This is a genomic window from Gilvimarinus gilvus (genome assembly GCF_030518155.1).
Classification (GTDB): Bacteria; Pseudomonadota; Gammaproteobacteria; order Pseudomonadales; family Cellvibrionaceae; genus Gilvimarinus; species Gilvimarinus gilvus.
In genome coordinates, this window is sequence record NZ_JAULRU010000117.1 from 1 (window position 1) to 7,065 (window position 7,065).

At 51.3% G+C, this 7,065-nt stretch carries 7 protein-coding genes and 1 tRNA gene; 5 read left to right on the forward strand and 3 right to left on the reverse strand.

Annotation, left to right across the window (positions count from 1 at the left end; genetic code table 11):
* Positions 1–65: 65 nt before the first annotated feature.
* Positions 66–141: transfer RNA gene (locus QWI17_RS00625), tRNA-Gly, on the forward strand.
* 118 nt (positions 142–259) lie between these two features.
* On the opposite strand, the gene QWI17_RS00630 is transcribed toward QWI17_RS00625, so the two are convergent.
* The gene (locus tag QWI17_RS00630) at positions 260–664 is read right to left on the reverse strand and encodes a PA2817 family protein (RefSeq protein WP_302720560.1); all 405 of its coding nucleotides are present in this window, start codon (positions 662–664) and stop codon (positions 260–262) included.
* A 60-nt stretch (positions 665–724) separates the two neighbouring features.
* Between QWI17_RS00630 and QWI17_RS00635 the strand changes: the two genes are divergently transcribed.
* From QWI17_RS00635 to queF, 3 genes are read left to right on the forward strand one after another with little or no spacing between them, the layout of a single operon-like run.
* Entirely contained in the window at positions 725–1,660 is a 936-nt protein-coding gene (locus tag QWI17_RS00635) for an ABC transporter ATP-binding protein (protein WP_302720561.1), read from the forward strand.
* Positions 1,657–2,430, forward strand: a complete 774-nt coding sequence (locus QWI17_RS00640; protein WP_302720562.1) for an ABC transporter permease — start codon at positions 1,657–1,659, stop codon at positions 2,428–2,430. Before QWI17_RS00635 ends, QWI17_RS00640 begins: the two co-directional genes overlap by 4 nt.
* Before the next feature lie 8 nt (positions 2,431–2,438).
* Complete coding sequence (queF, locus tag QWI17_RS00645) at positions 2,439–3,272, forward strand: NADPH-dependent 7-cyano-7-deazaguanine reductase QueF (protein ID WP_302720563.1); 834 nt, start codon at positions 2,439–2,441, stop codon at positions 3,270–3,272.
* On the opposite strand, the gene QWI17_RS00650 is transcribed toward queF, so the two are convergent.
* Together QWI17_RS00650 and QWI17_RS00655 are read right to left on the reverse strand one after the other, a co-directional pair.
* The gene (locus QWI17_RS00650) at positions 3,262–4,653 is read right to left on the reverse strand and encodes an adenylate/guanylate cyclase domain-containing protein (RefSeq protein ID WP_302720564.1); all 1,392 of its coding nucleotides are present in this window, start codon (positions 4,651–4,653) and stop codon (positions 3,262–3,264) included. The genes queF and QWI17_RS00650 overlap by 11 nt on opposite strands.
* Positions 4,654–4,810: 157 nt before the next feature.
* Positions 4,811–6,100, reverse strand: coding sequence for a coiled-coil domain-containing protein (locus QWI17_RS00655; protein ID WP_302720565.1), 1,290 nt, complete (start codon positions 6,098–6,100; stop codon positions 4,811–4,813).
* A gap of 135 nt (positions 6,101–6,235) precedes the next feature.
* Between QWI17_RS00655 and QWI17_RS00660 the strand changes: the two genes are divergently transcribed.
* A complete protein-coding gene (locus QWI17_RS00660; RefSeq protein ID WP_302720566.1) occupies positions 6,236–6,799 on the forward strand; it encodes a nitroreductase family protein in 564 nt (187 codons plus the stop codon).
* Positions 6,800–7,065: the final 266 nt, after the last annotated feature.

Consider the following 7,065-nt stretch of genomic DNA (forward strand, 5'->3'; position numbering starts at 1 on the left):
TAGAGGCCTAGGACACCGCCCTTTCACGGCGGTAACAGGGGTTCGACTCCCCTAGGGGACGCCAAGCGGAAATAGCTCAGTTGGTAGAGCACAACCTTGCCAAGGTTGGGGTCGGGAGTTCGAGCCTCCTTTTCCGCTCCAAATTCAAAGGGTCAGCGCTTGCGCTGGCCCTTTTTGGTTTCAACTTTGCCAAAATTTGCAGTTGTCGTATCGGGCGATGCGTTACGCGCATTACCCGGGCTGGTATACTTTCGCAGCTTTAGTGAAGACCCAGCAGGCGGGCGCGTTCGGTCGCGTAATCAAAGGGTTGGTTATCCTCGATTGCCTGATGAAGCTGTTCGTCTAGCTGCTGGAACTTTTCAATCTCCTCGTCCGGCATATAGTGCAGGCAATCGCCGCCAAAATGCCAGAGCAGATCTCTGGGCAAAAGAGGTGTGAGGTGTGCAAAGCTCGCAATCGTGCGTGTTAGCAACCGCTGCCCCTGCTCTATATAGTCACTGCCTTGCAGTGAAGGTAAAGCTTCCAGTTGCGAGAGATACTCCAGAGCGTCTTCATCGCACTCTTCTTGAATAAACGGTGGTTGCTGCTGGGTCGCGAGTATAAATTGCGTCAGAAGGTTGCGATGAAATTCGCGATAAACAGACTCGGCGCTGGATTCGGACATGGTAATGTCTCCACAAATCGATGTACTTAGCCACGCAGGTGGCGAAAACCAGAGGCCATTATGACAGCTGCGCTCTCGATAAAAAATCTGCACAAAGTTTATGACAATAAATTTGAGGCTTTAAAAGGGATTTCGCTGGAGGTACAGCCCGGTGATTTTTACGCCGTGTTAGGCCCGAATGGTGCGGGCAAATCCACAACTATCGGTATTATTAGCTCGCTGGTACGCAAGACTTCGGGCCACATTAAAGTCTTCGAGCATGACATTGACAAAAATTTCTCAGCTGCCAAGCAAGAGCTGGGGATCGTGCCGCAGGAATTTAACTTCAGTCAATTTGAAAAGGTGCGGGATATTGTTCTGCAGCAGGCGGGGTATTACGGCTTGCCGCGCGCCAAGGCCGCTGAGCGGGCCGACAAGTACCTAAAGCGATTGGGTTTGTGGGACAAGCGAGACACGCCCGCGCGGATGCTCTCTGGCGGCATGAAGCGCCGTCTGATGATTGCTCGGGCACTGGTGCACGAGCCCCGAATATTAATTCTCGATGAGCCTACTGCTGGGGTGGATATTGAGCTGCGCCGGTCGATGTGGGACTTTTTGAAGGAGATCAATGCGCAGGGCACCACCATCATTTTAACCACGCATTATTTGGAGGAGGCGGAAAGCCTCTGCCGCAATGTGGCTATTATCGATCGCGGCGAAATCGTCCAAAACACGAGTATGCGAGAGCTGTTAACACGGCTTAATCAAGAGGTGTTTGTATTTGATACATCGACTGTGCTGGCTCAAGCGCCAACTCTTAATGGTCACAAGGTCGAACTGAAGGATGAGCATAGTTTTGAGGTTGAGGTGGAAAAAGGCCAATGTCTGAATCGACTATTTGCCCAGCTAAGCGAGCAAAATGTGGAAGTGGTAAGCATGCGCAATAAAGCAAATCGCCTGGAGGAGTTGTTTGTATCTCTGGTGGGTAATCAATTGACCGGGGAGGAGGGCGAATGAACTTCAACGGTCAGTGGGTTGCGTTGTCAACGCTGGTTCGCAAAGAGATTAGACGTTTTACCCGAATTTGGGTGCAGACCCTATTGCCGCCGGTCATCACCATGTCGCTGTATTTTGTCATTTTTGGCAAGCTGATTGGCTCGCGTGTGGGTACGATGGACGGTATTCCGTACATGCAGTTCGTGGTGCCTGGCCTGATTATGATGGCGGTGCTCACCAATACCTATTCGAACGTGGTTTCGTCTTTTTTCAGTGCAAAGTTTCAGCGCTCCATTGAAGAGTTACTGGTATCGCCTACGCCTAACGTCATTATATTACTGGGTTATTGCGCAGGCGGTATGGCGCGCGGCCTTTTGGTGGGTGCGTTGGTGACGGGTGTGGCTCTGTTCTTTACCGACATTCAGGTCTACAGCTGGGTGCTTACGGTTACCATTATTATTCTAACCTCATTGTTTTTTTCTTTGGCCGGTTTTATCAATGCGGTGTTTGCCAACACCTTTGATGATATTTCTATCGTGCCCACGTTTATCTTAACCCCGTTAACCTATCTTGGCGGTGTGTTTTATTCGGTTAGTTTGTTACCGGATTTTTGGCGCTATGCTTCTCAGCTCAATCCGATTTTGCATATGGTGGACGCCTTTCGTTATGGTTTGTTGGGTGTGGGTGGTGAGCATGTGTATATTGCCTTTTCGGGTTTGGCGTTGTTTACCGCGGTGTTATTTTTTGTGGGGTTGCACCTGCTTAAAACCGGTAAGCGTTTGCGGGCCTAGGAGGTGATATGGCTAATGTAATTGATAGCCCTTTGGGCAAAAGCAGTGAGTATGTGTCCGAGTACGACCCTGCGTTGTTGTATCCCATACCCCGCTCGCAGTCGCGCTCGGCCCTGGGTTTAAGTGACGTCCACTTACCGTTTGTGGGAGAGGATATCTGGACCGGCTATGAGCTGTCCTGGTTAAATCTTAAGGGGCTACCTCAAGTCGCGCTCATTGAGTTCAGTTTGCCCTGCGTCAGCACTTATATAATTGAATCCAAGTCCATCAAGCTGTATTTGAATTCGTTCAACCAAACACGTATGGCGTCCATGGATGAATTGGCCGCTAAAATTGAGCGGGATTTTAGTCAGGCTGCGGGCGCGCCAGTGGCGGTGAGCTTATCATCACTGACAAGCGTGCGCGCTCTTGGCAGTTTTGAGCAGGCACCATGGCACGCGGAGTGTATTGATCAGCAAGATGTCGAGATAAATGATTACTCGCCCAACGCTCAGTTGTTGAGTGCACAGCCCGATGAGTTAGTCGATGAGCGATTGTACAGTAATCTGCTAAAGTCGAATTGTCCGGTTACCGGCCAGCCAGACTGGGCCAGCGTTTGGGTTCGATACCGGGGTCATAAAATTGCCCGAGAGGGACTGCTAAAGTACATCGTGTCTTTTCGCCAGCATCAAGATTTTCACGAGCACTGCGTTGAGAGAATGTACTGCGACATTCAAAGCCGTTGTCAGCCACAATCACTCGAAGTATACGCAAGATATACCCGGCGTGGTGGCTTGGATATCAACCCTTATCGCAGCAGCGAGGCGAAGCCACTGGCGGCAGTTCGCTTAATTAGACAATAATCTTGTCGCGTAGTTTTTCGGCCGCTTTGCCCAGGGCCGAAAGCACATTTTCTTTATCGTAATTGCGCACCTTTTCTAAGTCGAGATACATTGAAAAGCCTTCAGTGCGATCTTCGAAGTAGGTTTGATTGCGCCCTAAGTCTTTGCGCAGGCCGGCCACTTCGTAGACTTTTACGGGCGAGCTGAAACCTTTAACGCTGATCTCACCCTTGTCGCGACACAGGACCGAGTCTTTTACCAGAGACCAGGTTTCGTGAGAAATGAGAATTTCTTCAGGTGCTGCGGCAGACTCCAGGCGGCTAGCCAAATTAACGTGGGTGCCTAGAACGGTGTAGTCCAAATGGCTGGATGTACCAAACGTACCTACCGTGCAGTAGCCCGTGTTAATACCCATGCGAATCTGCAGCGGGCGTTTAATGCCTTGATTCCACCACTCTTGCTGCAGCGACTTCATGCGCTTTTTCATGGCAATGGCCATGTGCAGACAATTGAGGCAGTCGTCTTTGACGCCTTTACTGTTGCTGTCGCCAAACAATACCATAATGCCATCGCCCATAAACTTATCGATGGTGCCGCCAAAATGGGCAACGATCTTGGTCATTTCTGTAAGGTATTGGTTGAGAAGCTCGGTGAGGGTTTCCGCCTCCATTTCTTCTGACAGCTGGCTGAAGTCTTTAATGTCCGAGAAGAAAATGGTGATCCTTTTGCGCTCGGCCTGAAGGGTTTCATCGCGGCCTTGGTTAATCGCTTGCCACACCGCCGGCGCCAAGTATCGCGACAACTTATAAGCGCGGATTTTATGCCATTTTTGCTCGTTTAACAGCTTAGCGTTAGACAGCTTTAGGCGATGAAAACGCTGGTGCATATACAGGGCATAGGCCAAAAAGTAGGTAATAATACCAATAAGACTAACAGCGCTGATTTGAATGTCGCTGGCGAATATCAGTTGCGGTTTGTGTATCAACAGGCTGATCCCTACGCCACAGGCGAGGGCAGTATTATCTTCCAACCAGCGTCTGAGGCCACCGTTGAGCAGGGCGTTGAACTGAATCATTGCCAGAAACAGAATGCTGGGCAACAGTGAGAAGCTGATGAGGTTGAGGACCACGCCTACTATGGCTGCATCGCTGTACGACAGCCAGCGGTTGACTGTGCGAATTTTTTCTTCAGTTTGCCTGCGGGTATAGGCGTAAGCGACATAGGCGTACAGTAATAAAAAGATTATCGCAGTAAGGTAGAGCCAGTTGACGTCTTTCCAGTCCATCATGGCGGCTAAAGTGCCACCTGTGGCGAAGCACATCAAGGTGCGAAAGTAGTACTGTTGCAGCACTGTTTCGTTTTTCTTTGGGTGTTGTTTTCTGTCTTTTGTGGCGTTAATCATTGTTGGTAGTGCCTTATATGTCTGGGGTAGATTGAGCGCGTCCAAGCCTAAGTGGAGCGTCCACATCTAGCGAGACAAACGATATTTGCGGCTGGTAAACAGTTGTCACATCTTAATCGGCTTAGCCTGATGCGTCTATGATTTGCATCAGAAAGGGTTATTGTGCCCGCAGGTCGAGGTACTTCTCCTCCAGTTCGGCGTATTGGGTTTCAAGACTAGAGTACTTTTCTTTCAGGCTGGTAAGCTGTGCATCAGCCTCTGCATTAGTGGTGTCCGCACCTGCGCCAGGCTTGGTTTGGACAGCCCCATCGCCGGATTTCAGGCTTTGGTTTTCTGTCTCAAGGGCTTCAAGCCGTTTTAATAGCTCTTTGGTTTCAAGAGTGAACTGATGCAGGGTCGCGCGCATCTCCTTGATTTCTTCCTCGTCGCCTGCACTAGCCTCGGCCGCTACCTCGTACTCGTTGAGCTTTTTGATGGCGGTATCCAGCTCGCTTTCGAGCAGTTTCACACAGGTTTCGGACTCTTTAACATAGCGCTCTTGTTGCGCCAGCTGCCCCTGTAAGTCTTGGATAACCACCTCTTTTTGTTCGGCGGTTTGCGCATCCTGGAGCTGCTTTTGCAGCTTGTTGATCAGGCGGTGTTGGTCTGCTGCCACGTTGCGCAGGGCGTGCAGCTGGTCTGTCGTGCGTGGGTCGGGCTTGGTTACCGTGACAGTTTTGGTTTCGCCCGTCTCTTGCTTGGCCGCGTCAGAGCCAGAGTCAGCGGCCTCCTCAATAGAGTCACTAATGCCGTCATATACCGCGTGATACTTGGCCAGTACGGCCTCAAACTGTTCCTGATCCTCAACTCCTTCAGTCATTCCAGCGAGCTGATCATGGTAATTCTGTGCGTCGCTGCGCGCGGCGTTCCATTTATCTTCCATCTCGAAAAAGAGTTTTTTAAATTTCTCCAGGTTCTGAATGCGCTTCTGGGCATTTTCTAGTGCCTGCGCATCGTCCGAGCGGCCCTCTTCGGCGCTGAACAGTGCCTGTAGCTTCTGGCCCAGAGCCTGCCATTGCTCGTTTGTTAAGCCAGGCGCGTCATCGCCATTGGTCTCAGCGGAGAGTATGGCGTGGCGGATCGCAGCGATACGGGCAATGCTCGACAGCTCACTCGGCTGGGCATTTGCAATATCGGTATCAGGCGCCTCGGCGGCAAATACCTGCGAGGTAGCCTCGAGCTGTTCTTGTAAATAGGCTTGCGGGCTAACCGAGGTCTCTGCGGGTGTAGGTGGAGCGACGGGTGGTGACGCAGCCACTGGGCGCTGCATGGCCTGACGCAATTGCTCTTGCTGGCGTGCGAGTAATTTTTTGACCTTGCGGGCATACAGAGCCAGCAGCACGCAAAGAATAATCAATGCCAGTGCCGCTTCGAGGCCGATAATCAACACCAAAGTCGGTATTTGCATAAACTGCATGCTCTATTATGTTTTATCCGATTATGGTCTAAGAGGGCGTTGTATGCGAATTTTTGTGCCTTGGAGGCAGCTAAAAGTTGTTAGAATGCACACTTTTCAACGATTTTAAAGGCAGGAGGCGCAGTTATGGACGCCATTACAGCGTTAACAGAGCGAGTATCTGTCCCAAAACTGCGGGAGCCCGGCCCCAGTGCCGAGCAGTGGCGGGTTTTACTTGGGGCAGCCCTGCGAGCCGCGGACCATGGCCAACTTCGTCCATGGCGATTTCTTACGGTTGAGGGCGATGCGCGGGCTGACTTAGGTAAACTTTATTGCGAGAGTGTACTCAAAGACACACCTGACCTGCCCGAGACCTTTCAGCAAAAGCTAATCAATATGCCTTTGCGAGCACCCGCTTTGCTGCTGGTAGTGGCTTGCTGTCAAGCACACTCTAAAGTGCCGGAGGTGGAGCAGGTTGTGTCGGCAGGAGCTGCAGCACAGAATGTTGTTAATGCTGCTTTTGCCTTGGGTTTGGGGGCTATGTGGCGCACCGGAGATATGGCCTATAACACTCATGTGCTGAAGGGGCTGGGGTTGGAGGAAGGCGAAAAGCTTATCGGTTATGTTTACCTCGGCACGCCTGCAGCGACTAAGAGTTTGCCACCAATGCCCTCGGTAGAGGAGATCTGTCAGAGTTGGTCTGGGCAATAGTGCATGGGATGAGCGTCGCCAAGCTGTGCTTGGTGGCAGGGACAAATTCGCAGGAGCAGACCTAAGTGTGACCTACAGGGAGGTAGGTTATTAATCTGGACCGATCCCATAAAAAAGCCCACTCCAATAGGGGTAGGCTTTTTAATATGGCGCACTCGGGAGGGTTCAGATGGCGTTTTTAGCGAAACACCGTTTCGCGCCAGGTGAACGCCCGCTAGCTGTGCTTGCGGGCAGGCAATCCGAGCGAGCTGCAAACAAAAAAGCCC